A 25,294-nucleotide genomic window follows, 5' to 3' on the forward strand; every position below is an offset into this window, starting at 1 on the left:
CGCTATACTCACGAGATTTTATTACGTAATAAGGGTACAGGTATGGCTTTCGATAACGAAGCATTTGAAGAAGAAAATTTCGCCGAGATGCTGGAGGCTTCTTTCCAGGAGCAAGAATCAAATCGCATCACTGAAGGTGAAATTGTCGCAATCCAGGAAGACGATAATCGCGCGCTCGTCGGAGTGGGAGAAAAACTGGAAGGTATCATCAGTCTTGATGAGATCAGGGATGAAGCGGGTAATCTGCTTTTCAACGTCGGTGACAAAATCACGGTTATGGTAACGGGACACTACAACGAGCGTCCGAAAATCTCCTACCGCAAAGTCCTCGAGCAGCAGAAAACGATGGAGTTCGTCGAAGCGCACAAAGAGGATTTCGAAGATGTGATCATCGAAGGAACCGTGACCAAGAAGAACCGCGGCGGCTATGTTATCGAAGCGGACGGCGTCAGCTTCTTTATGCCGCGTTCACTCGCAGCCTTCAAAGAGAGCGACAACGTTCTCGGCCGCAAAGTCAAAGCACAGGTCATCAAGCTTGATCCGGAAGACAACTCCATCGTCGTTTCCCGCCGCAAACTCTTCAACGAAGAGCGCAAGCGCAAGAAAGAGATCATCGACCAGCTGATGGAAGAGGGTACGGTCGTTGAAGGTGTCATCAAGAAGATCACCAGCTACGGTATGTTTGTAGACGTCGGCGGTGTCGACGGTCTGGTCCACTACAACGAGATCAGCTACAAAGGGCCGGTCAACCCGTCCAAACTCTACAGCGAAGGCGACAAAGTCAACGTTAAAGCCATTGCCTACGATAAAGACAAGCGCCACCTCTCCCTCTCCATCAAAGCGGTCCAGCCGGATCCGTGGAAAGAGATCGAGGATGAACTCGAAGCGGGCGATACCATCACCGTTACTGTCAGCAACATCGAGCCGTACGGTGCCTTTGTTGACCTTGGAAACGATATCGAAGGCTTCCTCCATATCTCCGAGATCACCTGGGACAAGAACATCAAGAACCCGAAAGACTACCTGACCGTCGGCAGCGATATCGATGTTGAAGTGATCGACGTTGATCCGGACAAGCACAAACTGCGTGTCTCCCTTAAACGCCTCCTTCCGAAGCCGTTTGACGAGTTCGCGAAGAAATTCAAAGAGGGTGACATCGTTACCGGTACAGTCACATCCCTGACTGACTTCGGTGCGTTCGTCAAGATTGCCGGCGTCGAAGGCCTCCTGCACAACCAGGATACGACGTGGGAAAAAGGTGTCAAAGCCAAAGACCTCTTCAAAGCCGGCGAGGAAGTGGAAGTCAAGATCGCGAAGATCAACCGTGACGATCAGAAGATCTCCCTCAACCGCAAGATGCTCGAAGAGAGCCCGGTCGAGAAGTTCGCATCTTCCCACCGCGTCAACGACATCGTCAAAGGTACGGTCCGTGACGTGAAAGATTTCGGTGTCTTCATCTCCCTCGTTGACGGTGTCGATGCATTGATCCGCAACGAAGACCTCGAGCCGCTCAAGGCCGAAGAACTGGAAAAAGGGCAGGAGATCGAAGCGGCTATCGTTGCGATCGATGCCAAGCGTGATCGTATCCGCCTCTCTGTCCGCAAACTCGACAGACTGCACGATCAGAAAATCCTCGACAAGCTCAACGAAGAGGACGGATCCAACAGCCTCGGCGATCTGATCAAAGACCAACTCAAAAAATAACCCCTTTCCGCTGCTGCGGAGGGGCTTCCCAAATTTATCAGCAATGCCCTGCGTGGCAGGTACTTGTTGATAACATTTTCAATTTCACTGTAGGATTTTAAGATGGAAAAATATAAAGTAGTCGTATGTGACCACATTCACGAAGCCGGGCTCGAGATGCTTCAGAACGATCCGCAGATCGATTACGTGTTTGCTGCCGATGTCGACAAAACGGCGCTGCTTGATGTGATTGCGGACGCCGACGTTACGATTACACGTTCCTCAACCGATGTTGACGACAAATTCATCGCTGCCGCCAAGAAGATGAAAGCGATCGTGCGCGCCGGCGTCGGGGTTGACAACGTCGATATTGAAGGCTGCTCCAAAGAGGGTATTATCGTTATGAACGTCCCGACGGCCAACACGATTGCCGCGGTTGAGCTGACGATGGCCCATATGCTCTCCTGTATGCGTATGTTCCCCTACTCACACGACCATCTTAAAAACCAGCGTATCTGGAAACGCGAGAAGTGGTACGGCTACGAACTCAAAGGCAAAAAGCTCGGTGTCATCGGCTTCGGTAACATCGGCAGCCGCGTCGGGACGCGCTGTAAGGCATTCGAGATGGACGTCATCGCATACGACCCGTATATCCCGGCGTCAAAAGCGACAGACCTCGGCGTGAAATACACCGAGAACTTCGACGATATCCTTGCCTGTGACGTCATTACGATCCACACGCCGAAAAACCAGGAGACGATCGACATCATCGGTGCCGAGGAGATCGCCAAGATGAAAGACGGCGTTGTGCTCATCAACTGTGCACGCGGCGGTCTGTACAATGAAGAAGCACTCTACGACGGCCTGAAGTCCGGCAAGGTCCGTTTCGCCGGCATCGACGTCTTCAAAAAAGAGCCTGCGACTGACCACCCGCTGCTTGACCTCGACAACATCGTCGTCTCCCCGCACCTGGGTGCGAATACCTTCGAATCCCAGTACAACATCGGAACGCAGGCAGCGCAGCAGGCGATCGAGGCAGCGAAGGGCATTGCCTACCCGAACGCCTTCAACCTGCCGATCGACGAAACGAAGATCCCGGCATTCGTCAAACCGTTCCTGGAACTCGGACAGAAGATCGGTTTCATGGCCAGCGAGCTCAACCGCGCGCCGATCGTTTCCATCAAGGTCAGCGCCCAGGGCGATATCGCCGAGTATCTTGACTCACTGAGCACCTTCGTCACCGTCGGTGCCCTGGCGGACAAGACGGGTGACACCATCAACTACGTCAACGCCTCGTTCATTGCGGAGCAGAAGGGGATCAAGATCGAGACCTCTGCGGAACTCTCCAGCAGCGCCTACAAGAACCTTATTTCCGTCAAGGTGACGACGGACAAGCGTGTCGTCGACATCGACGCGACGATCTTCGAAGAGGGCGTACAGCGCATCGTCGAGGTCAACGGTTTCGACCTCGACGTCGAGCCGAAGGGGAACTTCATCCTCTTTAAAAATACCGATGTCCCGGGCGTTATCGGTAAAGTCGGTACACTTCTGGCGGAAAACAGCGTCAACATCGCGGACTTCCGTCTGGGCCGCAATAACAGCGGCGAAGCCCTGGCCGTCATTATCACGGACACCCCGGTCAAAGATACGGCACTCGCCAAGCTGGCTGCCCTCGAAGAGTGCATCAGCGTCGACGCCGTCCGCCTCTAAAGCGTACATCGGAGCCTTCCGGTGTTCTCGCACTTTCCCGCAGGAACCCTCCCTTTTTTAGCCGAACTCCAGCGCAATAACACCAAAGCATGGTTTGACGCCAACAAGATGCTCTACCATGAACTCGTCCTCGAGCCCAGCCGTGCCTTCGTCGAAGAGATGGGCGAACACCTTATGGCCCTCGTGCCGACGATCAATGCCGTACCGAAAGTCAACGGCTCGCTCTTCCGCATCTACCGCGACCAGCGTTTTCATTTCGACGAGCCGCCGCTCAAGGACCACATCGGGATTGTCTTCTGGCAGGGGAGCGGGAAGCGGATGCAGAGCAGCGCTTTTTACCTCCATTTCGATCCGAGGACGCTCTTCGTCGCGACGGGACTGCGCCGTTTCAAACCGGCGATGCTCTCAGCCTACCGCGCCTACCTCAAATCCGAAACGCGTCGCCGAGAACTGCAGCAGATCCTTGACGGTTTGACGGAGAAGGGGTATCGGCTTCCCGAGAAGCGCTATAAACGTTTCCCGCCCGGTTTCGACAAGCAGATACCGTTTGCGGAGCTTGCCCTTTACGATTCACTGTACGCCTATACGGAGACTGATGCCGCGCTGATCACATCAGACAAACTGCTCGATACCCTCTATGCCCATTACGAAGCGATGCTCCCGCTGCAGCAATGGGTGTACGAACTGACGCTCTACGCGGCGGAAAACGGCTGATACTACCATTTTTTCCCCGCCATCAGCGCAGGGTACTCTATCCGGTTCCTCAGACGGTACTCCTTCGGACAGATCCCTTCATGGTTTTTGAAAAAGCGTCCCAGCTGTGAGGGGCTTTCGAAGTTGAGGGCGTAGGCAATCTGCTTGATGGACATGTTGCCGAAACAGAGCAGGTACTGGATCTCCTTGATGATACGCAGGTGGATGTAGGAGAGCGCTGTGTGTTTCAGGGTCGCCTTGACGGTTTCACTGAGATGCTTTGGCGTGATCCCCATGAGCTCGGCATAGGACTGCACGCTTTTGCGCTGCCAGAAGTGCTCTTCGATCAGCACCAGGAATTCGGCACTGAGCTGTTCGGCCCGGGTCAGGTTCTGGGGCAGGCCCGCGTTCTGCTTCTCACGCCTTAGCAGGAAGAGCAGCTGGGTGATGAGCATCTTGGCCATACTTTTATAATCCTCTTTTTTCTGTCGCAGTTCGTAACTGAGCTGTTCGAAGAGTGAAAGGACCTGTGCGTAGCTTGAGGTGTCGAGCACGACGTCATTCTGGTGGATACGGTGAAAAACGAAGAGGGGTTCAAGGGTCTCTTGGGAGAGGTTCTCCTCTTCAATGAACGCCTTGTCGAACAGCAGCACATAGGTTTTCGACTCTTCCGAGATGTCCCTGAAGGCGTAGATGGAGCCGGGGGAGACAAGCTGCAGCGCCTGCGGCCGGATGGTATAGTCGAAGTGGTTGACGGTCCGGATCGTCTCCCCTTTCAGCCGGAGAAAGAGCGCGTAGTAGTCGAAACGCAGCGGGATGCCGTGGCTCGGGGCGATGTCATCGAGCAGCAGCACGACATCCTTGGCTTCGAAGTCCTCGGCGTAGAAATCCATGCCGAAGGTCGGGTTGGGTTTGAAAAGGTATTTGTAGGTATTGATCGTCTGTTCGATCGTATAAAGCGGAAGCGGGGCTCCCATCGTGTCACCTTTCGTCTTTTGCCTATTATAGTGTCATGTCAAGTATAGAAAAATCAAATATTCCGACAAATCGTATTGTTAAGCGAAGATTGGCTCTTTTCAACGACGGGGCGTAGTGTTAAGATGCTCGTGTGGTACTGCAAATACTAAAAGTAAGCACTGTCTTACGCCAAAGGAATCATTATGGTGACATCTATGCGAACGGTGACGGCGATGCTGCTGGTATCTGCCGTAACGGGCCTCTTTTCGGCAGCGACGGCCGGAGAACCGGCATTGGCTTATAAATATGACGACAAACAGCTGCAATGGGGTCCCTGTCCCGCATTTTTGGGAGAGGGGTGCGGCATCGCGGTCCTGCACGGTGATCCGGCGACACCGCGGACCGACGTCTTTTTCAAAGTACCGGGCGATTACAAGATCCCGCACCACTGGCATACGTCGGCGGAACGGATGATCCTCGTTTCGGGCAATATGACTGTCCAGTATGACGGCCAGAAACCCGTGCTGATTGAAACCGGCATGTACGCATTCGGTCCTGAGAAACATCCTCATGTCGCCTACTGTGAAAAAGGGGACCCCTGTGTGCTCTTTATCGCGTTCAACGAACCGATTGATGCGTTTGAGATTATGAAGGCCTCTGAATAGGAGGTGTGCTTCGGCTACTTCCGGCGGCGCTGCCGCCAGAGGCGCATCAGGACGTTTTCGCCCAGCGGGAGCTTATGCTTGACCCGGAAGCTGTGCATCCACTCCCGGCCGAAATCCTTCTGCAGGGCGGCGTTGATGGCCGCGGTGAGGAGCATGGCCAGGAGGGCGCCGATGGTCGCGAACAGCATATCCTTGTGGGCATCCCAGACATCCCCCTGCGTGCCGAGGTAGGCCATACCGAGCTCCCCGCCGAAATAGACGGCAGCGCCCCATTCAACCAGCTCGTACAGCATGGAACTTGCCATTGTGACCAGGAGTGGGAAAAAGTAACCCCAGAACCCTTTGACGTCGACTACCCGCAAAAAAAACTCCCGCAGCGGATAGGCCAGCAGCAGCCCGTAGAGAAAATGGACGACCCGGTCAAAGTTGTTGCGTTCCCAGCCGAAGAGCCCGTTCAGCGAAATACCGAAGAGGGATTGTCCCCACGCCTCGTAGGGGACCTCTGCATAGGTGTAGTGGGCACCGACTTCGTGCAGGTAGAGAAATAGAAAAATCAGGGTCAGTGAGATGCGCGAGAGGGGGAACGTTTTGTAGGTCGTGGCAAAAAAGAGCACGGCCAGCAGGACCAGCACGTTTTCCAGCAGCCAGTCGTGACGGTCGTAGGGGGAAAATGCCAGGAGGGTGAACTCCAGTGCGAAGAGCAGGGAGAGAAGCAGAAGGTAGCGGTTATGGGCGTAGCTGTACTCCTCATCCCGTGGCATTCAGGCTCCTTTCGTTCCGATCAGCTCTTCTTTTCGGCAGGTTTTTCGGCGGCGGCTTCCTGGAGGGGTTTGGCCGCGGTTTCGGTCGTTTTACGATGGCTTTCGCCTTCGAAGATCCCTTTGGATTCGATGACCATCTCTTTGGAAGAGATGATCCCTCCGACATAGCCGTTCTCTTTGATCTCGACACGGTCGACGTCGACGGTCCCTTCGATACGGCCGCGTACGATCAGGTGGGGTGCCTTGACTTCGCCGACGATCACGCCGTTTTGTCCGACGGTGATGACCCCCTTGGAATGCATCGTTCCTTCCAGGCGGCCGTCAAAAAAGACGTCGCACTCCAGTGTCATTTCGCCTTTGAGTAAAGCGCCAGCTGTGATGATGGTGGTACTGGTGTTGGTGACGGGAGCTTTTGCAGGTTTTGATTCCGTGTTATTGTTGCTACCAAAGATTGCCATGGTACTTTTTTCTCCTTTTCAAATATGGTGGCATAGTGTTCGAGATCCCACTTGATAAACCAGTAGGGGTTGAGTTTGCGCTGGATAAAACGCACTTCGTAATGCAGGTGCGGACCGTTGCTCATACCCGTATTACCGCTGTAACCGATAAGATCGCCTTTTTTGACGTACTGGCCGGACTTGACGCTGATCTTGTTGAGATGGCCGAAATAGGTTTTGAAGCCATAGTTGTTGTCGACGATGATCAGGCGCCCGTAACCGCTGTTGCTGTGCATCCCGGCGTACTCGATGACACCGTCCGCCGTGGCATGGACAGGGGTGTTCATCGGGGCACGGAGGTCGCTGCCGGGGTGGAACTCTTTACGGTTCAGGGTGGGGTGGGTGCGGTAGCCGAACTTACTCGTAATGCCGCGGTACTCTACGGGTGAACCGTTGGGAATGTGCTGCAGAAGTGCCGCCCGCTGTACGGAGTTCATCTGGGCGATTTCCACCCGTTCAAGCAGGCTGCTTTCCGTTTCCGTATCCGGCGCCAGACCGATCAGCGTCTCGATACCGTCAAGCCGGTCGGAGACCGTGGTGAGTTCGGCCTGTTTGTCGGCGAGCTCTTTTTCTGCCGTGGTGATGGATGTCAGCAGCTCGGCGTTGTGCGCTTCGAGTTGGGCTTTTTTCTCGTCGATCTCGTTGAGAGAGGCGTTGAGGAAGAGAATAAAGGCGAGCCCGGCGGCGATAAGCGTAACGAGACCGGCCCCTGCGTAGAGAAGGACTTTTTTGACGATATTGTGCAGGCTGTACTGCCGCACGCCGTCAAGGTCATGGATCGTAACAGTGAAGCGTTGATGCATCCGTTCGCGTCTCCTCGGTACTGCCGGAACAGTCCTCCGTTATTTACGTCTTAAAAAGGAATTATTATCTAGATTTAATAGAATGTTTATATACCATTATACCTTTTCGGTATTCGTCCTGTTCGGAAAAACAGATCATATTTTAGGCCATCACACAATTTACATAATTTTTTTAAATATCGCGCCCATTGTACATTGCTAAACTTAAGAAATTTATAAAGTGTCTGTTGGTTGTTTATATCTGTTTTATTGAGTATTAAACTGATTTATCATGCCTCGTATATGTAGCACTTTTGGCCAATGGGAACAGGGAAAGGGCTCTATCATATCACATTCTCAATATCACTTTTCAGTTTCCGGCCGCCGGAAATTTCGAAAGCATTGCGTTCATAAAATACGAGTGTTCTATCAAACTGAGGCAGGGGAGGTGTCGTGACTTCCAGCCGTTTCCACCCTTTGGCGACGGCAAAATCCCTTGCCCGCTGCAGCAGTTGCCTTCCGATCCCCTCCGAGCGGTAGGGCGGGCGGACATAGAGTTCCGGGATCGTGCCGTAGGCGCCTTCGGCGTAGAGCGCATAACTTTCGTAGAGCGAAAGGAACCCGACCTTTTCCCCGGTACCAGGTTCTTTGGCGAGAAAGACGTAATAAACTCCCCTGGAGAGCAGCTCCCCGGCCCTCTCCTCCGTCTCTTCCCGGTTAAAACGGAATGCCTTGACGTCGATACGTTCCATGATCTCGTGCAGCAGTTCGCCGGTCAGGACGGAGATGGACCGGGCATCTTCGGATGTCGCCTGGATGATGACGGGTGTCACTGATCTTCTCCCTTCTCTTCGCGTTGGAACGGTTTCTCTATCCCGCTGTTATAGAGGTTGATATAGCCGTTGACGCCGTGGCAGACGGCATCGGTCCGGACTTCCTCCCACTTATAACTCCTGATAAGGCCGCCGATCGCTTTATCGGGCGCTTTCAAAAAGTAGGTGTTAGCTTCGGAGTAGGTGTTCTGCATCAGCCATCGCGTCATTTTCAGCATAGGCTCCCTGTAGGTCATGCAGCCCGTCCAGTGCTCTTTTTGGCACGTCAGGTACACTTCCGAGGTGACCTCGTTGATCCATCCGTTGCCGCTTGTATTTTGACCGGTACCGATCCTGCCGTAATTTTTCATATCGTCGGGATCGTTTTTCTGCCGTTTCAAAATCTCGCCGAGACAGATGCGCAGCACCTTTTTATAGAGGTCGTTGCCGCTGATCTTGTAAAAATCAAGCAGGCTCATCACGCCCCAGCTTGTCGGCACGGCATCCGTCGGCGAACGATAGTCGTCCGTCAGAAAACAGGCATTACGCTCGGCCCTTTCGCGAAAATTGTCCGCCAGAATTTCAGCGGCGTCGTAGTAGCGGCGGTCTGAAGTGGCTGCGTACATCCTGGAGAGGGCTGAGAGTACTTCGCCCGTATAGAGGTTCGAGTACCGTCTGTCAAAAACCGGCCGGCCGTTTTCGATTTTCACCTGGTTGATCACGCTGCCGTCGGGATTGCGCATGCTAAGCAGCCAGTCGGCGGCCGACCTGGCGGCATCCAGGTACCTGACGTCGTTTGTCCTTCTATGGAGTTCCAGCAGGGTGAAGATGGTTTTCGAAGCCGTTCCGACGACGAGCCGGCCGTCTTTTTCGCCGCTTTCGAGGGAGAGAGAGTAGTGAAACGCACCCTTGTAGGGACCTTCGTGAAGTTGCATCGAGAGGATGAAATCGGCGATAAGGGGGATCAGTCTGACAATGTCCCCATCCTGCTTCAGATCATTGAGTTTTAGAAGGCTGTAAAGTGCGGAGGAGGAGTAGGTGGTGAGGACGCGGCGGTCAAAGGTGCCGCTCGTGGCCGTATAGAGCTTATGAAACCCGTGCGTCTTTTCATCCATTGCACGCAGGAGGTACGCTTTGGCCGCCATAATCTTGGTGTAGATCATCTCCCTGTCCACGTTCCGAACGGCCACGACGTCGCCAATCAGCTCTTCGGCTTTCCCCCTGTACTCGATCAGTGCATTATCTTCCGCGCCGGGCCGGGAAAAAGCGATCATAAAACGTGCATTCCTGATAGCCTCTTCATCTGGATGTCGATCGCCGGACGTTGAAAGCAGCCCACCGACGGCATCGATAACGGCCCCGTAGAGCGGGTGGCTTTGCCCGGTACCGGTGCCGAGGGGCTCGCCGTGGAGATAGGGGGTGACCGAGACGGTCCAGTTGCCATCGAGCGCGATCGATGCCGGCAGCGCTACCGGTGTGCCTGAAAAATGCGATTGCGTAAGCGAACGCGCAAAATGAAGCAGATCGTTTCTGAGACGATCATCGGCGGTGCGGTCGGTGGCAGCGTATGCCGCCCCGATCATCCAAAGCAGTACGATGAGGTAACGGTAGATTCTGATCATTGTTCTTGTATGAACCTCTCTGGCAATGTTGGAAATGGACACGCAAAAAACTGTTTATCGCTCCAGTTTCGTTTTTACAGTTGCGATCGCCCGGGCGAGGACCGACTTGATGTCACTGAAGTGCGTCTCTTGATTCGTGTTGAAGTCGATAAGCCTGTGTTTGCTCCACCGCTCCCGGTACAGATCATCGATCGCAAACCGCACCTCCTGAATGGCAGGCTGACGGTGGACATACCTGCCCGTGACGGTGACGGAAGCCTGCTTCAGTGCACAGTAAAGGTCCAGCCTTTGGGAGAGGGAACAGTCCGAAAGGTGCTCTTTCCGCCATGAACCCTCATCTGCCAGCAGCGTATCTGCCCTGACCAGGATCTCCAGATCGACCGGGGAAACATGAATGCTTCTTTTCTCATAATCTGGAAGTCCCAGCACGATACCGTTTTCGGTTTTATAAACACCTATGACTCCAAAAACGATAAAGGCGCCCAGTGACAGCAGCGCCAACAGTATATAGACTATTTTTTGCTTCACAGCGTGATCCTAAAAATCTCCGTGCGGCTTCACTCCACCTGCCGGGTGACAAGGTCCCGCGCATATGCGGCGATGAAGGTCAGGTTGGTGAGCAGGAGCGTCAATAGTACCATAAGGAAGAGAAACACGGCTGCACCGTGTTTGGTGTGGAGATACTTAAGGGACCACACGATGACCGCAAGGCTGACCAGAATGGCCGTAATCCCGGTAGCGAGAAAGTTGGGGATGACGGTAAAAGCCCCCTCCGTTCCGTAGCGCCAGAACCGGTGTGATTCGCCTATGGCTTCAATAAAAAAGCCCTGGATGGGGGTATTGCCCTGAAGGATTTCAAACAGCCCGTGATTGATCATGCCGCCCAGGGCGAGAAGGACGCCCAGTATGGAAGCGGTGACCCTGGTGTGCCGATTGATTCGTTCAGGCATCTACTATTTTGTATACCTTTTCGTCAATCGGCAGAAATCGTAAAAATCGCTCAGCATCAGGTAGCGGATCTCTATGTCTTCAAACTTCTTCTGCAGGATCGGGTGGCCCTGCAGATAGAGTTTGACATCGTTCTGGAACTCTTTGGGATACTCTAGCTTTTCCGCCTGCAGGGAAGAGAAACAGTCCAAAAAATCAAAAAAAAGTTTTGTCACGATCTTCTCTTTCTCCTGCGATCGGTTCGAAAGAAAATCCGTTGTCTCCTCAAACGTTTTGCATATATTCAACAAACACTCGTTCATCTTACTCTCTTTACTCCGGTGGGTTTGACGGCGATATACAAAAATTATACCTGCAACCTGCCTACGTCACGTTTCGTCTAACGTATGGAACGTCCGGGATATCCCTGGACATCGCCGTACGCAGGTCAGTATGAAAATTTCTCCCGAATGGTGTCGGCGATTTCTACCGGCGTTTTCAACTGTGCGAAACAGCTCTGTATCCCGCAGAGCATATAGTTTTTGTTATGGGTGGCTTTGACGCGAACGTAGGGGTAGGTGACCTCGGCCAGGGAAGGGGCGGCCATAGCCAGTTTGTCGGCATTGGCCTTGACGAGCAGGTCTTCGAAGCGGTAGCGGATCGCCTGGTTGAAGAGGTGGGGGTAGCTGATAGGCGCTTTCGCCAGTTTGGCAGAGTAGAACTGCAGGGTTGTGAAGGCGAACTGCCGGTAGCTGTCATCCTGGAGCATGCCGAGGCTCAGGAGCAGATCGACAATCACGCCGATGGAACCGGGGTACAGCGCGTCTGCCGGGTCCGCCTCCGTCGTGAACTCCCCGCGACTCAGATACCAGCGTCCGTTCTCATAGAACTCCTCCAGCGCGAAGTCGGCCATCCGCTGCGCCTGCATGAGCCAGACGTTTTCATAAGTGGCTTCATACGCTTTGATGAACGCGGTGCCGAGGTAGGCGTAATCTTCCAAAAAGGCGCCGACCTTCGGGGTGCTGTGAATGAGGCCCGAGTGGAAGAGTGCTCCCTGGGGCATCACAAAATCCATAAGCGCCTCCAGTGCATCGACGGCCTTTTGCGTGTAGAGGGGGTCGGATTTCCCCAGCTCGAAGAGGCCGCGGATCATCATCGCGCTCCACGAGGTCTGCACTTTTTTGTCGATAAAGGGGTATTCGCGCGCTTGTCTCAGGGAGAGGAAGACCTCCCGTACGGCGTCGAACCACTCCGGGCGGTCGGCGGGCGCTTCGAGCCAGACGATGTTGCGGCCCATGAAGTTGCCCTCCGGCGTCACATGCAACGTGGCGAGGATCGTTTCCGTATCGTCTGCGCCGAAGCCGTGTTCGAGCAGTGCGGTTTTGGCCGTGTCGTATTCAAAAGTGTAGTAGATGCCCTGCTTGCCTTCGGTGTCGGCATCGCTGGCGGAGTAGAAGAGGCCGTCTTCTTGCATTTTCCCGGTCATGAAGTCGGCGATCTCTTTGGCAATGAGGGTATAGCTCGCGTCATTCAGCATACGTCCGGCACGGGCGTAGAGCTCGCAATGCAGCCCGTTGTCGAAGGTCATCTTCTCAAAACGGGGTACCAGCCAATTCACGTCGGTACTGTAGCGGCAGAAGCCGCCGTCGATGAGGTCGTACATGCCGCCCCGGTGCATTGTAGAGAGGGTCTGCGTCAGCATCTTCTCGGCATCGGGATTGTCTTGCAGCAGCACGATGTCCAGCAGCGCGTTAAGGGTGTAGATCTGAGGGAATTTCAGATCATTCGAAAAGCCGCCGCTGTTCGGCTCGAAAATGCGAAGCGCCTGTTTGACGAAGCGCTGTATCAGGGTGGCATTGAGCTGTTTTACCTCTACTGCCTGCGGGGCAGGTTTGTCCAGATAGGCCTGAATCTCGTCGGCACTTTTGAACAGGCTCTCATCTTTTTGCGCCACTTTGGCCGCAATGAGTTTAGAGAGCTCCGTGAAACCGATCTTCTCTCCGCGGGAGTCCGGCGTGATGTAGGTACCGGCAAAGATGGGCCGGTTGTCCGGGGTGCAGAAGACGGAAGTGGGCCATCCGCTCGGTTTGCGGTTCAGCAGGTGGTGTACCTCCTGGTAGTATTTGTCGATATCCGGGCGCTCTTCGCGGTCAACTTTGATGCAGATATAGTGCTCGTTCAGGATCGCGGCGATCTTTTCATTGCTGAACACATCGTGCTCCATGGCGTGGCACCAGTGGCAGGTGCTGTAGCCGACCGAGATGAAAAGGGGGCGCTCTTCCGTGCGGGCGCGTTCGAACGCTTCGTCGCACCAGGGGTACCACTCTATGGGGTTGTCTTTGTGTTGCTGCAGATAGGGCGAGTCTTCGAGGGCGAGTCTGTTGGGCATGGGTTTCCGATCTGTTTTGGAAAGGACTTTAACAAACGAATCTATGTTCGCGCCGAGCGTATTGCGAATTCAGCGATAGTCCTTTGTTTTTGTTCGATATGCAAGATCCGCTCTTTTGGTCTTAACGTCCTTTTTTTGATTCGGCTACATATGCGTAAGACACTAATCAGTGCGATAAGTGATGTTCTTCTATGATCTCGGTAAAGGCCGCCTGGAGCACGGCTTCGTCCGGGAGCTCGCCGCGCGCTGCTTTGCCCCGAAGATCGTAGAGCTCGAAAAGACGTGCAACATCTTCTTGCTTCAGTTCGAAGCCTTTTGCTTCGATTGACCGCAGGAGTCCTTCGCTGACAGCAATTTGGTGCTCTTTATTTGCCACTGTCCACGCCTCACCCATGTACCAGTAGACCACCATGTCAGTGACTGGGTAATGTCCTTTTTTGATGTAGGTGTAGTCATTGAAATATCGTTCCAGTCTGTCCAATTGCATCAGCATCCTCCTGGCTTACATAACAGGAGGTGTGCAAATGTCGGTCCCGACTGCTTTGTCAGCGACTATCTGCATCCTGACGGTAGGCGTTACATTTGGCGATGTACTTCCCGGTCCACTTTTGGAGCTCTTCCACGCTCATCGCCCTGGCCCTGCGGTTGATCTCATACCCGTTTTTAAAGAGAATCAGCGTCGGTACGGAGCGGATGTTATAACGTGCTGCAAGCAGCTTTTGCGTATCGGTATCGACTTTGAGGAAACGGGCCTTCATCGGCAGGGCTGCGGCCGCCTCTTCGAATGCCGGGGCCATCGTGCGGCAGGGACCGCACCAGGGCGCCCAGAAATCGACGACCACCACGATGTCGCTGTTCCAGATATGCTTCATAAAGGCCGCATCATCCACGCCGACCGGTTTCGTCTCCAGCAGCGAAGCCTTGCAGTGCGTGCAGTCGGCTTCGCTGTAATGCTCCTGTACGGGAATGGTGTTGATCTCACTGCAATGGGGACAGACCACTTTTTGTGTATCCATAACGCTATGCCTCCGGGTCTAGATCTCTTTCCGCCCCGGGCGCGGTGTGATTTTACGCTGTCATACAGCATGGAAAATCAGCGCTGACCCATGGAGCTATAATCTATCCCTTGCAAGTTTCAAACTATGAAAGATGAAACAGTACATCTTGGAGTGCCAAGCATAACGTTTAGGATGAGCAATCAAAAAGCCGCCTGCGGGCTTTTGACAGGTCGCCTCTGATTTGTTAAATACTTCAGCATGGCACGACGCTGAATGCACTCCCGACGGCACTGGCCATAGCGTTGATGATCTCTGTCGTGATTCTGGCCCTGTTGAAAGCGATATCGCAAAGCATGGCGAAGACCGCCAGCAGGTAAACCAGATAGCCGAAACCTGTGTAGTCGTTATAGAGGATCGTGTAGAACCAGTTTTGTTCAAAAAGGTAGAAGTAGGAGCATATGGCGCTCGATAACAGCAGAAGAACTCCGGGAAAAAACAGGTGTTCCGTCGCTTCCGGTTTGAGGAAAGAGACCGTCAGCAAGAGGATGAAGACGAGCGCGTTGATCCCTAGAAATATCCTGACGTCCAGGGTCAGTTTCGCCACGATCGCCATGTACTTTGCCTGCATAAAATCGGCGAGCTTCTCTTTGGCCTTTTCCGCTGTAGCGATTTCAAACGCGATGTAGTTCGTCAAACGTTCTTCCCACTTTTTTCGGCATTCGCAATCCAGATTCCGGAGTTTGAAAAGCTGTTCCGCCAGGATGGCCGGTACATCGTTTTTCAGCATCTGTTTGTAGGCTGCCAGTTTTGCATCGGCCTGGAGGTTGAACGCTTCGGCTTTCGTGCCCAACAGCGTTTTCAGAGTTTGCGATTGTGGCCACCGGATGGCATCGATCTTTGTATCGACATCGTTTTTGAGTTTCCACTCGATGAACCCGCTTGCCGATTTTTCAATAGTGTGAGGATCGGAAAACGTCAATAAGAAGAGGGGAACAAAAAGAATGACGCCAAGTAGGCCAAAAGCACGGAGCAGCTGTTTTTTCAATGGATTCCTTTGTGTGTTGGAGGTTTGAATTGCGTAACCCAAAAGCCGCCCGAGGGTTTTTGATTGGTCTCCTCTGATTTGTTAGGCACTTCCTTGTTTTGTTTGTAGTTTTTTGAATAAATACACTGCAAGTGATCCAATCGCAACGACACTGACACCTGCCCAAAAAACTTGCCTACTTGTCTTCACTCCTTCAGTCACATACCTAGCAAAGTGTTCGCAATTATTTCCAAACAAATCGTATTCTGGGTTCTCTAAAGCTTCTTTAATTCGTTGTATAGCTTTTTGAGTATCAGTTACCTTGCCAATAATATCCCAATTTCCTGTATGTCCAAGCCAATCTGCTCTAATACTTGGCGGTGTCTGGTGAATGACAATTGGATGAGAACCATCCGACTCAGGATGTTCTAATATATTTCCTATGTCTATTACACCATAGTGAGAAATTGGGATTCCATTTTTTTCTGATGGTTGAACAGCTAAATACAAACCATCTTGGTGACTTTGGTATGGCATATTATTTACTCCTAATTGCCTAACGTTTAAAATGAGCAATCAAAAAGCCGCCCGCGGGTTTTTGATTGGTCTCCTTTGGTTTGTTAGGTATTGTCATGTCTTAACTCGCCTGTAACTTTTGTAATACGAAGTGCCAATGCAAATAGCAACAAGAATGGTGCTAAAGCAAATAAACTTTTTTCAAAATCATTTTTTTGAGAAAGCTCTTTCATGTCGAGCAAAATGAAGCGTTGTTTATTGTAATCATTAATAGTTTGCTTCAAATGCTCATAAATATCTGGATACATAGGCTTGAAAGACATAGGAGGTAGATTTTCAAAGTTGATTACTGGATGATCATTTACATCATATTGTGAAATAGATTTATTTGCATCTTTAATCCATTTGCATTCTAACTTTCTATTTCTCTCTATTTCATCAAAATTATCCGGTGAATATTCAGTCCTTATAGAATCTGTACAGTAATATGAATGTGCTGAAGGGTCTAAATCATACTTTATCTGACTAAATAAAAATTTCAATCGATGTTCTTCTATTTCGAACCAACGTTTTGCTGTATCCATACGTTGTTCCGATGTAAGAGAAATGATGCCTATTAATGCTGCAAACAGCCAAAGATAATCAATTTTTTTCCATGTTTTTTTTGATAAATTTTTATGCCACAAAAATGGAGCATGCATTATCAGAAGAATAGTTAAAAAAAATAAAAGCATGTACCATACATTGCTAATCATTACATTTATAATAAAATCATTCATATATTTTCTTTCATTCTATTGTGATACCTAACGTTTAAAATGAGCAATCAAAAAGCCGCGCGCGGGTTTTTGATTGGTCTCCTCTGATTTGTTATATGCTTTCATTATTGAAATGGGTCATAATAATCCTGCTGTAAAATTTGAGGAAATCGCTTTTCTATCAAACTTATTAAATGCTCAATAGTTTGTAAATATCTGAAAACTAGATTCTCTCCATGTATGCTGTGTGGCCAAATACATATTAAATTTTCTTCATTTACATTGACAGGGGTTTGTAAATTTAAATATTGTGCTAATTTCTGTTGTGATTGCTCAAATAAATAAAAGACTCTTTTTAATATGGGGTCTTTTAGTGGAAGATGCCCTGGATTGTCCTGACGAAAAAGAACGCATGCCTCGCCAACATCAAAAAAATCTAAATGGATTGTTGGAAAGGATGCTACACAAGAATAAAGCTTGTGTATATTAATAAAATAAAATATGGTGCTTAAAACACTATAGTCATGAATAGATTGAGGAGTTCCATAATATGGATAACGACCAGTTATAATTCTACTTTCATGACGTTTTTTCATTTCCCGAAGAACATCTACCGTAAAAACTTCAAGATTTTCATGATGATCAATTATTTTGTGATGGTCTCGGCATAACCAAATGAGATTGTCATAACTATTTTTATTTCCATTACAAGGTTCGTTGGCTCTTGGACCGTTAACCCCTACAATATGTGCTCTTTCACCCAAATTTACCCGGCCGTCAGAAAGTACCTTATTACAAAATTCATTTTCATGATTAAAACTGCACCGGCCTCCTGCATTGGTAATTAACAGTGTTGTATCGTTAATGCTGATCGATCGGTTTTTACTCTTATTAATCATTAATTGGCTCCTCTGATTTGTTATGTTTAAATATCATCAAATGCCAATTCAAACTTACCATTAATTTTTTTTGCTTTTTTGAAATTCAAATGTGTAAACCCATTATCTAGACATAGTTTTTTAAATTCTTCAATTTGTTTAGTAGTTGTATCTAGACCAAAAAATATACTTTTTAATTCATCTTTATGAAACTTTTTTTCACCTTGGAACCCTATGTCTATACATCTATACTCATTCTCATACTTCCAATCAATGTGTTTGGTAAGCATCAGTTTTACAAGTTCACTTCCATCATCACTTTCCAAATAAGAAAGCAACTCATATTTTTCATCATAATCAACTTTTATAGGATGATATAAACAGTCATAACCATCATAGTTAAGTGGTTCAAATTCAAAAACTAAACCGTTATGACTGTTGGAGTAATGCGACCACATTAAAATATTATCATGGGTGGCAGATAAAGATAAAACACCAATATTATCAATAAGTTCGTTGTTTGATTTTTTGATCATTTTTATGAGTTTTTCGTTTGTATAAAAAGCCATCATTTCTTTAATGTCTTGTTTCCCAAATTGAGGGTTTCGAAGCGATGCTTTGATTAGCCATAATTTACGTTCTTTATTACTATATTTTTCTCTGAAAGATAATCTGCAATCAAAAGGATCATTAAAATATTTTATTGGAGAATAATACAAAGATGAATTGATGATTATGTTATTTAAAAATTGATCATTGAAGCTTCTATACTTATAAAGTTTTGTACTCATAAAAAATATTTTCCTATGTAGATATAACGTTTAAAATGAGCAATCAAAAAGCCGCCTGCGGGTTTTTGATTGGTCTCCTCTGATTTGTTAGCTTCTAAATAATGTCCTTAACGTAAAAACATGGAGTCACAGCAGCAATTTTACCGCCAGTTGTATCTGAGATTGTGCCGTGCATGATACCGTGACACACAGTTGGTCCAGTAGTTGTTGTCATGTTCCCAACGATCACATAACCTAAGTCAAATACGGGTCCACCACTATATCCACCAATACTGGGATTCTCAAGGGTAAAAAAGTCAGATGGGATCTGAGTGTCAAATCTTGGAAGTGTTATTAGTGATGAAGATGCATGTGAACGAAAAGTAAAAGGACTAAATTTTCCCACTCCACCTAAGCCATTTGGAAAGCCAACAGCAGTTAAGTAATCATCACGAGATGGTGGTGTTTGAGTGAATTTCAATTGATCTACAGGAAAGAAGCGTCCTTGAAGAATGGGTATGATTGATGTTTCAAGGATAATAGGTAAAACAGAAACATCTGCAATAGAATGGTGAGTCCAATTTAGAGTCTTATTAAGTTGAGATAGTAAAAAAGTTTGACAGTTTCCATTATTATCGCTAATCACTACTTGAGTAGATGGATTACAGTCATGTGCTACATGCGAAGCTGTCAGTAAGTATGGTGATTTTTCATCTTTTAGAATAAACATACCTGAACCTACTACCGTACCCTTTGCTGTTGGTGTTCGTAGGTTACATACAACTTGGAATGTTTGGTCTCTTGTTAATCTTATACTCATTGTATTCCTTGTAGCTAACTATTAATTAGTTTACATTTTAGTGTACTATAGAACTTTTTTGGTTAGAAAAAACTGCAAAAATAATAACAATATGCAATATATTAAACCTTTTGGTGTGCTGTAGTGTAAAAATGAATGTATGACTATTATCGATATCCGGTGATAGATTAACAAAATGTAGGTCTATCGACGGATTTTGATGTTAAGGATAGATCATGGGTAAAAAGCTTTTAGACAAGGTTCGGGATCAGATTAGTATTAGGCTAGAGTGTTGAGAAGAAAGCCTGCTTATGTAGGTTCTTGAGTGCGCTGTTGAGCCCGTTGGCGTTGAACATGACGAGTTCGCGGTAGTAGCGCTGCAGTTGTTCAGTTAAGAGGACGGACTTTCCGCCTTTGAGGATCATGCCGGTGGTGACTATACGCTGGACGAGTTCGAAAAGCTCTACGCGGAGTGCGTCGAGTTCCGCGCCGTCTTTCTCAGAGAGGAAGGCGTTTTTCACCGCTTCCAGTCTCTTTTCGGCGGCGCGGCGGACCTCCTTGTCCTCCAGGGCATCCACGGCGCCGATGCCGATGCCGTGGAGGGCGTAGTGGATCGTTTTGGAGACGGATTTGTTCTTTGTGTAGGTGCCGAGGGGGTGCGAGGCGACGATGTGTTCCTCGGGCACATCGTAATTGTCGAGGATGATATCGACAGTCTGCATAGCGTTGCCAACGAAAGTTTCAGTTACTTCACCCACGGTGAAACCGGGTTCGGGTTTGAAGGGCACCACCGCCTGAAACTCCTGCCCTTCGCAGTGGAAACCGACGACGAGGGTGTCGAAGATGCCGTAGCCGCTCGCCCATGTCAGGCGGCCGCTGAGGCGGTAGGTGCCGCACCGCCGCGTGGCGGAAACGACGGTTACCGGGGCGCGCAGGTGGTTGATGGCGATCCCGCAGCGTCTGTTCAGGTAGGTTGCCATCAGCACAAAACGGTTGGCGTGCATAATCTTGTTCGCCGCGAGGATCTGGATGGCCAGAAAGGCGAGGCTGCCCGAACGGGGTGCCAGGGTCGTGAAGAGCCGGAATTTCATCTGCTCATGCAGCTCGGCGGCGTAGTGATGAAAGGCGAAGACGCCTGTATCGTAGACGAGTCCGAAGGCCTCTTTGAGCAGAGCCGTCTCCGTGTCGAGGCGGTACAGGGGGAGGGCGTCCAGCCGGCCGGCTGCCGCGTCGAGCTGCTCGTTATAGTGCTCAAGCCCCAGTGTCGCCTCTGTCATGCTTCTCCCTTGCCGATGCTTTTGGTAGCGATGACCCGTAGCGGTTCGAACCCCAGGCGTTCCCAGGCGCTGCGGGCGCTGCGGGCGCTTTCGTTCGCCGCCATATAGCTCAGTTCGATCGTACTGATGGACTTCGACGCGAACCACTCCTCCATCGCCCTGTACATCAACGTACACTGCTCGCCGCCCCGGTGGGCTTCGTCCACGTAGCACAGGCCGATCCACCCCACGAGCCCGATATCGGCCGCGCCGATCTGCGACGGGGCGATCTTGCCCATGATACAGCCGATAGCTTCGCCGTTGCGCTGCAGAATGAGGGTTTTCGCCTTCCGTGTGTCGAGGTACTCGAGGGCATAGGTTCCCATCGCATCGACGGAGAGGGCGGAGAACCCTTCGTAATAGGGTCCCTCTGCGCACTTGGAGAGGAAGAGAAAAGTCTTATGGAGGGCTTCAACCAGAAAAAGGAGGTCCTCTTCACCCGCGGCACGCAGTTCGGTGTCCATATCGCTCCTTTCCGTTTGTATGCTGCATTCTACAGTCTGTCGGGTTAAAGCGGGTGAAGGGGGAGCGCCCGCGGCGTGCCGGGCGCGGAGTCTCAGATACGTTCGATCTGTCGATGCTTATGGTGCCAGCCCGATCTGCTGCATGAAGGCGCCGTTGTCCCAGAAAAGGAACTCTTCGAACATGATGCCGTCCTTGTTCCAGTGGCCTATGGTTGCCATTGGAATGCGGTAGGCCTTGCCTGTAGGCTGGATGACCGTGCCGTCGGCGAGCACCATGGGTTTGGTGAAGGTGCCTTCGAGCCAGCCGGTCACGGCGCTCCACTGGCCGTCAGCTGTACCGAAGCGGACCGGGTGCTCCTTGATCCGGTTGTCGGGCGCGAAGGTGAACATGTACTTCAGGTCTTCGATGTGCTTCTCAATGCCTTTGGTTACATGGCCGTCCGGCCAGTGGACGATGACATCCTTGGTATGGCTCTTGTGCAGATCCTGCCATTCCTGGCCGGTGTAGACGCGGAAATCCAGGTCATCAAAGTTCGCAAGGTTCTGGGAAAGGACCGGCGGTACGCCTTTCATTTTCGGTGCGGGCTCACCTGCCACGGTCCCGGGCCACATCTCTTTTTCTGCGGCAGCGGCAGGGACGGTGCCTATGAGCACGGCGCCGAGCATGGCGCCGAAGGCAGCAGGGACGATCCGGCGCTGCATCGAGGCCAACGTTCTTGTCCATTTGGTAAGGGTTTCTGTGTTCATGGGTCTCTCCTCATGATGGTTACATAGCAATCAGGCCGTGCCGTGCACAACCACACTTAGTCTCTTAGTTATCCATCATATTTGGTTTGAACTTTTGTCTGTATTTCCGTTGAGTATTAATTAAAAAAAGTTATGTAATGAAGTATGGGTATCACAGTCGGGATGCATTGATGATTGCAGGGTGTGTGCCGCAGGGGCACACGGCATGAGGCCTACGGTTCGTAGACGGAGACGGCTTTGCGCTCTTTGAAGCCGAAGTGGCGGTCGAGGTCGGCGTTGTGCAGCAGGACCGGCACGACGAGCAGCGACGCGGCGACGGCGGCGATGGTGCCGAAGATGAGTGCGACACCGAGCCCGCCGAAGACGGCGTCGCTGGCGAGCAGGGTCGAGGCGAGGATGATCGCCGTCGCGGTCAGGAAGATCGGCTTGGCGCGGGTGGCGGCGGCGTAGGCGAGCGCTTCCGTCTTGTGCATCCCTTTCTCGTGCATCAATGACTTGGTGAAGTCGATGAGCAGCAGCGAGTTGCGCGAGCTGATCCCGATCAGGGCGATGAAGCCGATGAGCGACGTCGCCGTCAGGAAGAAGGTGTCGGCACTGAAGAGGTCCATAATGAAGTGGCCCACGATGACCCCGATGATGGAGAGGAAGCTGCCCAGCAGGACGATGCCGCTGAGGGTGAAGCTCTTGTAGTAGACGACCATCAGCAGGAAAATGAGCACGAGCGCGGCGATGAAGGCCCCGCCCAGGTCCCGGAAGGTGTCGAGGGTGACTTCCATCTCGCCGTCCCAGTGCAGCTCGTAATGGCTCCCCGTATTCCTGTCGGTGAGAGAGAGGTCGAAGAGGCCGCTCTTCTCGATGTCATACTGCTCAGAGAGGGTATCGAGGATCATATGGCGCGCGTCCATCAGCGGGTAGACCTGGGAGACCATGTCCGTTTCGGCGACGACGTTGACCATCTGGTGCAGGTCTTTGCTCATGATCATCGGGTTGGCGCGCGTCGGGATGATGTCGACGACCTCGGTCAGCGGCACGAGCAGGCCGTTGCTGTTCATCAGGCGCAGCCCCGAGAGCTTCTGTTCGAGGGCGAGCTTGTCCTTGCGGCTGAAGACCTTCGACTCCGGGCTCAGCGTCAGGAAGATCGGGATCTGCTCGTTGATCGTTTCGCTGTTCTTGACGGCGATGTCCATCCCCTCGAAGGCGAGGTAGATGATGTCGTTGACCTGCTTGATGGAGAGGCCCGAACGGGTGATCTTCGTGCTGTTGACCTTGAGGTCGAAACTGTCGTAGATCTCGTCGGCCATGACGTCGATGTCGACGAGCCCCGCCGTCTGGTGGAAGATCGCGGCGACCTTGCCGGCGAGGTCGCGAATGCCTGCGGTGTCGCTGCCGTAGATCTCGGCGACGATGGCGGCCAGGGTCGGCGGTCCTGCCGGCGGTTCGACGAACTTGATGTTCGTGCCGGCGACGACGGGCTGGCACGCCTCCTGGATCAGGGGACGCATCCGCTGAACCATCAGGTAGGAGGGCTCGCCGCGGTCATGTTTCTTGGTGAGGTTGACGACGATCTCGGAGACGTTTTCCGCGTTTTTGAAGTGGCTGCCTTTGATGAGGCCGGCGAAATCGAGCGGCGCACCCATGCCGAGGAAAGTCTCGGTGTCGAGCACCTCCTGCTCCTTCTGGATAAAGGAGGTGACGCACTGGCTTACCGCCGTCGTCTGGCGCAGGGAAGAGCCGTTGGGCAGGTCGACGTAGACGGTGAAGGTGTCATTGTTCTTGCCCGGCAGCATCTTGGCCTTGACGATCTCGGTCGGCGCGATCATCAGCACCGAGATGATGAAGGCGACGAGGGTCACGATCAGGATCATTTTCTTCTGGCTTCTGCTCTGCAGCAGCGCCGCGATGAAGGCTTCGAACTTCTGGAAGATCATTTATGGCCTCCTTGGTGTTTCGCATGGTCGGGACGGTGCATCATCCGCTTGGCGAAATAGGGGGTGAAGATATAGGCGACGAAGAGCGACGCGATCAGCGCCACCGGGACGTTGGCCGGGATCGGTTTCATGAACTGCCCCATCATGCCGCCGACAAAGGCCATGGGGACCATGGTGAGAATGATGGCGAAGGTCGCGATGTTCGTCGGCGGCCCGATCTCGTCGGTCGCCTCGACGAGCAGGTCGTCTTTTGGCATGTCCGCCGACTCTACCGAGTGGAAGTGGCGGTGAATGTTCTCGATGACGATGATGGCCGCATCGACCAGGAGCCCCAGCGAGAGCAGGAACGCAAAGAGGGTGATCCGGTTGATCGTCTGCCCGGTGATATAGGCGATAAAGAGGGTGATCGCCAGGATGGCCGGGACGGTGAAGGTAACGATGAGCGACTCGCGCCACCCCAGGACGAAGACGAGCAGGATCGCGATGATGACGATGGAGATAATGAGGTGGAAGACCAGCTCGTTGACCGCCTCGTTGGCGCGTTCGCCGTCGTTGCGGGTGATGGAATATTTGATCCCCGCTTTTTCGAGAACCGGCTTGTAGTTTTCAAGGGCCTCTCTGACCTCGTCGGCGATGACGACGGCATTGGTGCCCTTGAGCTTGGAGATCGTCAGGGTGACCTGCTCCTGAAGCGGGGAGAAGGCGTCGTCGTCGCGGACGCTGATGCTGGCGGAACGGAAGTTCTGGATGTCGTAGCCGTCCTCGACCTTGGCGACGTCGCGCAGGTGGATCGGTGCCCCCATGTACTGGGCGACGATGATGTCCTCGACGTCCTGGACGCTTTCGATGGCGTTCTTGACGCCCATGATGACGATCTCGCCCTCTTTGGTGCGGTTCTTGACCGCCGGGACGTTGTAGGCGAGGGCCTGCACCGCCTGGGTGATCTGCCCCAGGGAGAGGTTGTAGCCGGAGAGCTTGTTCAGGTCGACGAGGATGTTGTACTGGTGTTTATGCCCCCCTTTGAGCGCCGTGACGGCGACGTTGGGCAGGCCGTTGATGGCGTGCTGGAGATTCTTGACCGCGTCGTAGAGCTGGGTGTCGTCCATCTTGGCCGGGTCTTTGGCGTAGAAGGCGACGGAGACGATCGGGATGTCGACGTCGATATCGAGGGGCTTGATGACCGGCTGCATGGCGTTTTCGGGGAAGATGTCGGCGTTCTGCATGATCTTGTCGTAGACCTTCAGGTTCGAATCCTCTTTCTCCTCGCCGATGTAGAAGGCGGCGTTGACGATGCCGACGTTGTCCATCGCCATCCCCATGATGTGCTCGATGCCGAGCACCTCTTTCATCTTGCGCTCGAGGGGGCGGACGATGACGTTCTCGACCTCTTTGGCCGTGGCGCCGGGCAGCGCGATGATGACAGTAGAACCGCTGACGACCATCTGGGGGTTTTCCTCGCGGGGCATGATCATCAGCGAGAGGTAGCCGATGGCGAGCAGGGTGATCCCCAGGATCATCGTCAGGGGGCTGTTGATGAAGTAGCGGGCGAGTTTACCCGCGTAGTCCTTGGGGGTGTAGGGTTTGTGTGTCTGCATCTG

The 25,294-nt window shown here is 51.9% G+C and carries 27 protein-coding genes; 4 read left to right on the forward strand and 23 right to left on the reverse strand.

The window, feature by feature from the left end; all coding sequences use genetic code 11:
* The first annotated feature begins 42 nt into the window (after window positions 1-42).
* The 3 genes from WCX18_RS04660 to WCX18_RS04670 all read left to right on the forward strand — a co-directional run bounded on the left by WCX18_RS04660 (window position 43) and on the right by WCX18_RS04670 (window position 4,107).
* Complete coding sequence (locus WCX18_RS04660) at window positions 43-1,704, forward strand: 30S ribosomal protein S1 (RefSeq protein ID WP_345990122.1); 1,662 nt, start codon at window positions 43-45, stop codon at window positions 1,702-1,704.
* 102 nt (window positions 1,705-1,806) lie between these two features.
* Entirely contained in the window at window positions 1,807-3,393 is a 1,587-nt protein-coding gene (gene serA, locus WCX18_RS04665; RefSeq protein WP_345990124.1) for a phosphoglycerate dehydrogenase, read from the forward strand.
* 21 nt (window positions 3,394-3,414) lie between these two features.
* Complete coding sequence (locus tag WCX18_RS04670) at window positions 3,415-4,107, forward strand: DUF2461 domain-containing protein (RefSeq protein ID WP_345990126.1); 693 nt, start codon at window positions 3,415-3,417, stop codon at window positions 4,105-4,107.
* Between the two features lie 2 nt (window positions 4,108-4,109).
* Here the strand turns inward: WCX18_RS04670 and WCX18_RS04675 are convergent, their stop codons facing one another.
* Window positions 4,110-5,063 carry an AraC family transcriptional regulator gene (locus WCX18_RS04675; RefSeq protein ID WP_345990129.1) on the reverse strand — a complete coding sequence of 318 codons (954 nt, stop codon included), beginning with the start codon at window positions 5,061-5,063 and terminating at the stop codon, window positions 4,110-4,112.
* Between the two features lie 183 nt (window positions 5,064-5,246).
* On the opposite strand from WCX18_RS04675, the gene WCX18_RS04680 reads away from it, so the two are divergent.
* Entirely contained in the window at window positions 5,247-5,708 is a 462-nt protein-coding gene (locus WCX18_RS04680) for a cupin domain-containing protein (protein WP_345990131.1), read from the forward strand.
* Between the two features lie 14 nt (window positions 5,709-5,722).
* Here WCX18_RS04680 and WCX18_RS04685 read toward each other — a convergent pair whose 3' ends face one another.
* The 22 genes from WCX18_RS04685 to WCX18_RS04790 all read right to left on the reverse strand — a co-directional run bounded on the left by WCX18_RS04685 (window position 5,723) and on the right by WCX18_RS04790 (window position 25,291).
* The gene (locus WCX18_RS04685) at window positions 5,723-6,469 is read right to left on the reverse strand and encodes a DUF2238 domain-containing protein (protein ID WP_345990134.1); all 747 of its coding nucleotides are present in this window, start codon (window positions 6,467-6,469) and stop codon (window positions 5,723-5,725) included.
* 20 nt (window positions 6,470-6,489) lie between these two features.
* The gene (locus WCX18_RS04690) at window positions 6,490-6,819 is read right to left on the reverse strand and encodes a polymer-forming cytoskeletal protein (RefSeq protein WP_345990135.1); all 330 of its coding nucleotides are present in this window, start codon (window positions 6,817-6,819) and stop codon (window positions 6,490-6,492) included.
* The gene (locus WCX18_RS04695) at window positions 6,816-7,769 is read right to left on the reverse strand and encodes a M23 family metallopeptidase (protein ID WP_345990138.1); all 954 of its coding nucleotides are present in this window, start codon (window positions 7,767-7,769) and stop codon (window positions 6,816-6,818) included. Before WCX18_RS04695 ends, WCX18_RS04690 begins: the two co-directional genes overlap by 4 nt.
* 323 nt (window positions 7,770-8,092) lie before the next feature.
* Window positions 8,093-8,581, reverse strand: a complete 489-nt coding sequence (locus tag WCX18_RS04700; protein WP_345990141.1) for a GNAT family N-acetyltransferase — start codon at window positions 8,579-8,581, stop codon at window positions 8,093-8,095.
* On the reverse strand, window positions 8,578-10,182 hold the full coding sequence (locus WCX18_RS04705; protein WP_345990144.1) for a hypothetical protein: 1,605 nt from the start codon (window positions 10,180-10,182) through the stop codon (window positions 8,578-8,580). Before WCX18_RS04705 ends, WCX18_RS04700 begins: the two co-directional genes overlap by 4 nt.
* 54 nt (window positions 10,183-10,236) lie before the next feature.
* The gene (locus tag WCX18_RS04710; protein ID WP_345990146.1) at window positions 10,237-10,710 is read right to left on the reverse strand and encodes a hypothetical protein; all 474 of its coding nucleotides are present in this window, start codon (window positions 10,708-10,710) and stop codon (window positions 10,237-10,239) included.
* A gap of 29 nt (window positions 10,711-10,739) precedes the next feature.
* Entirely contained in the window at window positions 10,740-11,132 is a 393-nt protein-coding gene (locus tag WCX18_RS04715) for a hypothetical protein (RefSeq protein WP_345990147.1), read from the reverse strand.
* Window positions 11,133-11,135: 3 nt separating this feature from the next.
* The gene (locus WCX18_RS04720; protein ID WP_345990149.1) at window positions 11,136-11,345 is read right to left on the reverse strand and encodes a hypothetical protein; all 210 of its coding nucleotides are present in this window, start codon (window positions 11,343-11,345) and stop codon (window positions 11,136-11,138) included.
* A 212-nt stretch (window positions 11,346-11,557) separates the two neighbouring features.
* Window positions 11,558-13,498, reverse strand: a complete 1,941-nt coding sequence (locus WCX18_RS04725; RefSeq protein WP_345990151.1) for a thioredoxin domain-containing protein — start codon at window positions 13,496-13,498, stop codon at window positions 11,558-11,560.
* 166 nt (window positions 13,499-13,664) lie between these two features.
* Window positions 13,665-13,985 carry a hypothetical protein gene (locus WCX18_RS04730; protein WP_345990153.1) on the reverse strand — a complete coding sequence of 107 codons (321 nt, stop codon included), beginning with the start codon at window positions 13,983-13,985 and terminating at the stop codon, window positions 13,665-13,667.
* 58 nt (window positions 13,986-14,043) lie between these two features.
* Window positions 14,044-14,514 (reverse strand): thioredoxin TrxC, encoded by a 471-nt coding sequence (gene trxC / locus WCX18_RS04735; protein WP_345990155.1) that lies wholly within the window; start codon window positions 14,512-14,514, stop codon window positions 14,044-14,046.
* A 235-nt stretch (window positions 14,515-14,749) separates the two neighbouring features.
* Window positions 14,750-15,541 carry a hypothetical protein gene (locus WCX18_RS04740; RefSeq protein WP_345990157.1) on the reverse strand — a complete coding sequence of 264 codons (792 nt, stop codon included), beginning with the start codon at window positions 15,539-15,541 and terminating at the stop codon, window positions 14,750-14,752.
* A gap of 81 nt (window positions 15,542-15,622) precedes the next feature.
* Window positions 15,623-16,057, reverse strand: a complete 435-nt coding sequence (locus tag WCX18_RS04745; protein WP_345990159.1) for a lecithin retinol acyltransferase family protein — start codon at window positions 16,055-16,057, stop codon at window positions 15,623-15,625.
* A gap of 83 nt (window positions 16,058-16,140) precedes the next feature.
* Window positions 16,141-16,815, reverse strand: a complete 675-nt coding sequence (locus tag WCX18_RS04750) for a hypothetical protein (protein WP_345990161.1) — start codon at window positions 16,813-16,815, stop codon at window positions 16,141-16,143.
* A gap of 104 nt (window positions 16,816-16,919) precedes the next feature.
* Window positions 16,920-17,693 (reverse strand): hypothetical protein, encoded by a 774-nt coding sequence (locus tag WCX18_RS04755; RefSeq protein WP_345990163.1) that lies wholly within the window; start codon window positions 17,691-17,693, stop codon window positions 16,920-16,922.
* A gap of 26 nt (window positions 17,694-17,719) precedes the next feature.
* A complete protein-coding gene (locus WCX18_RS04760; protein WP_345990165.1) occupies window positions 17,720-18,463 on the reverse strand; it encodes a DUF2971 domain-containing protein in 744 nt (247 codons plus the stop codon).
* Window positions 18,464-18,557: 94 nt separating this feature from the next.
* On the reverse strand, window positions 18,558-19,262 hold the full coding sequence (locus WCX18_RS04765; RefSeq protein WP_345990167.1) for a trypsin-like peptidase domain-containing protein: 705 nt from the start codon (window positions 19,260-19,262) through the stop codon (window positions 18,558-18,560).
* A gap of 263 nt (window positions 19,263-19,525) precedes the next feature.
* The gene (locus tag WCX18_RS04770) at window positions 19,526-20,518 is read right to left on the reverse strand and encodes a hypothetical protein (protein ID WP_345990169.1); all 993 of its coding nucleotides are present in this window, start codon (window positions 20,516-20,518) and stop codon (window positions 19,526-19,528) included.
* Window positions 20,515-21,021, reverse strand: a complete 507-nt coding sequence (locus WCX18_RS04775; RefSeq protein WP_345990171.1) for a GNAT family N-acetyltransferase — start codon at window positions 21,019-21,021, stop codon at window positions 20,515-20,517. Before WCX18_RS04775 ends, WCX18_RS04770 begins: the two co-directional genes overlap by 4 nt.
* A 117-nt stretch (window positions 21,022-21,138) precedes the next feature.
* Window positions 21,139-21,768 (reverse strand): ester cyclase, encoded by a 630-nt coding sequence (locus WCX18_RS04780; protein WP_345990173.1) that lies wholly within the window; start codon window positions 21,766-21,768, stop codon window positions 21,139-21,141.
* Window positions 21,769-21,980: 212 nt separating this feature from the next.
* On the reverse strand, window positions 21,981-23,693 hold the full coding sequence (locus WCX18_RS04785) for an efflux RND transporter permease subunit (RefSeq protein WP_345990762.1): 1,713 nt from the start codon (window positions 23,691-23,693) through the stop codon (window positions 21,981-21,983).
* Window positions 23,693-25,291: an efflux RND transporter permease subunit gene (locus WCX18_RS04790; protein WP_345990175.1), complete on the reverse strand. Its 1,599-nt coding sequence runs from the start codon at window positions 25,289-25,291 to the stop codon at window positions 23,693-23,695. Before WCX18_RS04790 ends, WCX18_RS04785 begins: the two co-directional genes overlap by 1 nt.
* Window positions 25,292-25,294: the final 3 nt, after the last annotated feature.

The sequence above is a fragment of the Sulfurimonas sp. HSL1-2 genome, assembly GCF_039645565.1.
In the GTDB taxonomy this organism is placed as follows: domain Bacteria; phylum Campylobacterota; class Campylobacteria; order Campylobacterales; family Sulfurimonadaceae; genus Thiomicrolovo; species Thiomicrolovo zhangzhouensis.